The organism is Streptomyces sp. NPDC048415 (genome assembly GCF_040651675.1).
Lineage (GTDB): Bacteria > Actinomycetota > Actinomycetes > Streptomycetales > Streptomycetaceae > Streptomyces.
The window spans coordinates 1-1,946 of record NZ_JBEZKJ010000218.1 but is presented as its reverse complement, the minus strand read 5'-3'; the positions used below and the strand labels follow the sequence as shown (position 1 = coordinate 1,946).

At 63.9% G+C, this 1,946-nt stretch carries 3 protein-coding genes; 1 reads left to right on the top strand and 2 read right to left on the bottom strand.

Annotation, left to right across the window (positions count from 1 at the left end; genetic code table 11):
- The first annotated feature begins 878 nt into the window (after positions 1-878).
- Positions 879-1,022 (top strand): hypothetical protein, encoded by a 144-nt coding sequence (locus AB0D27_RS45430; RefSeq protein ID WP_362521528.1) that lies wholly within the window; start codon positions 879-881, stop codon positions 1,020-1,022.
- A gap of 83 nt (positions 1,023-1,105) precedes the next feature.
- On the opposite strand, the gene AB0D27_RS45425 is transcribed toward AB0D27_RS45430, so the two are convergent.
- Together AB0D27_RS45425 and AB0D27_RS45420 are read right to left on the bottom strand one after the other, a co-directional pair.
- Positions 1,106-1,261, bottom strand: a complete 156-nt coding sequence (locus AB0D27_RS45425) for a hypothetical protein (RefSeq protein ID WP_362521525.1) — start codon at positions 1,259-1,261, stop codon at positions 1,106-1,108.
- A 1-nt stretch (position 1,262) separates the two neighbouring features.
- Positions 1,263-1,694, bottom strand: coding sequence for a hypothetical protein (locus AB0D27_RS45420; protein ID WP_362521522.1), 432 nt, complete (start codon positions 1,692-1,694; stop codon positions 1,263-1,265).
- Positions 1,695-1,946: the final 252 nt, after the last annotated feature.

Sequence of the window (1,946 nt, the reverse complement as noted above, 5' to 3'; positions counted from 1 at the left end):
GGGCCCCAGCCATACCCGCTTGACAGCAGGCGGCCAGAACCACGGTCCGCCGCGATCAGCCTGGCTGACCCCTCCCAACCGAAACGCGGAGGCTAGGCCACTGTCGAGCGAGCTCGGACGGCCCAGAGACCGCCCAGCAGTCGCCGCTAGACTGCCCTGCCCTTGCCGAGCGCGTCACCCAACAAGGCGAATACCCGGCTCAGCCGCTCGTCTGCCCCCGTCGGCGATTCTGGGATGGGCGCGCGAGCAGCGATGTGCTCACCCATCAGTCAAAGCACCTCGTACAGATCCTCACCCGAAGGATCAGACGCCAGGCGTCCGCGGCTGGACCTCTTCGTCCCGAAGCAACTTGGGCGAGGGCTCCACCTGGGGGCATGGCACCTCCGCGCGCCGGACGAGTTCCGGGGCTTTCGTGCGTTTAGCGGCCTGAGGGTGGCCCTGCCGCTGTGGCAGCATTCAGCGCCCCTGTGACTTGGGTCACATGCCCTACAAGCGTCGGTGACCATGAGTGCAACTTCGGTAGCGTTGCGTGAGAGGCCCATCGAGGGCCCGTCGTCACAGCCACTTTGTGCGTTGAACGGTTTGAAGCCGGTGCAACGTACGGAGGGGAGACACCATGGCTGTCGACCTCGTCGGCCGAGGTCAACAGCTCCTGGTGTTCCTGCCAAATGTGCCGATGCCTGCATAGGGAGAGATCGCGCCTATCCGCGTTGGCGCCGCGCGGCAGCACCTGAGCCTCTGAAGAGCCGGGCAGGGACTTGGTTTTGACCACATCAGCCGTGGTCGGACCGAGCCCCCCTATGCCCGGACTGGCCACATTGACCGAGAGGTTCGAAGGGCCAGTGGAAGTCCCTGACTGGGCAGTGGTGGGTGTCTGCATGTTGGGCGCACTCGGCATGGTGGTGAGTCGGGTGCCGATCGTGCTGCGTGAGTGCCGGAAGGTGGCGGCTGCCTACTACGACCTGCTGGATGAGGTCGACCGCAGGCGGCGGGAGCGCCAACGTCCGAAGCGTCGTCGGTGAGCATGGAAGCCCTGGACGAGTTCCGGGGCTTTCGTGCATTAGCGGTCAAACACGCGTCCGTGGTGGCTGGCGGGGGGCGGCGATCACAGGGCTAGATACCTAGCGAGGAGGCCGACGAGCACGGTGGCGACGATTCCGATCACGGCCCACAAAGTGGCCACTCTGGCGTATCTGCGCTCCTTCTCGGCAGCCCGCTGGCCCCAGGCATACGCCACGGCGTCGGCTGCTTCCTGGTCCATGTCAGCCAATTGCTTGTTGACTCTGACCTTTGATGCGCTCCAGGGATGCATTGGTCATGCTGAGCTGTGCTTCAAGGTCACGCGACAGGTTGGAGGCTTCGGTGAGAGCGGTCCTGAGCAAATCCGTCTTGGCCTTGATGGACACCGGTTCGAGCCACTTGGCGCGCAAGGCGGTGGTGGCCTTGCGCTCGGGATCTATAACTAGGAAATGCAGGCAGAAGAGCCACACGACAAGGGGAACGACGATCGCTAACCAGAGCGGCAGACCGTGCTTGGCCATCTGACTGCCTCCGACAGCAAGGCCGAACGCGGGCCCCGCCCAGAGCAGAAAACCAAGGCAGCCGGACGCGCCAGCGTCGTCACTGTCATGCAACGCCCTGTTGCGGACAATCCACATCCAGAGCTTGACCAGGGGACCTGGCGAGGTGCTCATGCCATCAACTGTGAGCGAGCACTGGCCAGCGGGCTGCTGGAGAGTTGATTGCGTAGCCCAGTCGGGTGGTGACGGTTGGCCTGGGCGAGTGTAAGCGCAGATTTTGAAGTCAGGCCTCATCCTTATCAGGTCGATCACGGGGGTCTGCCAACGTCGACTAGTACTGCAACGGTGCATACCGTGACTAGTGGCCAGCTCGTTCGTTGGTGTGGTTATGGGTGGGGACCTTGCTGATGTGCGTGGGTGGGCGAG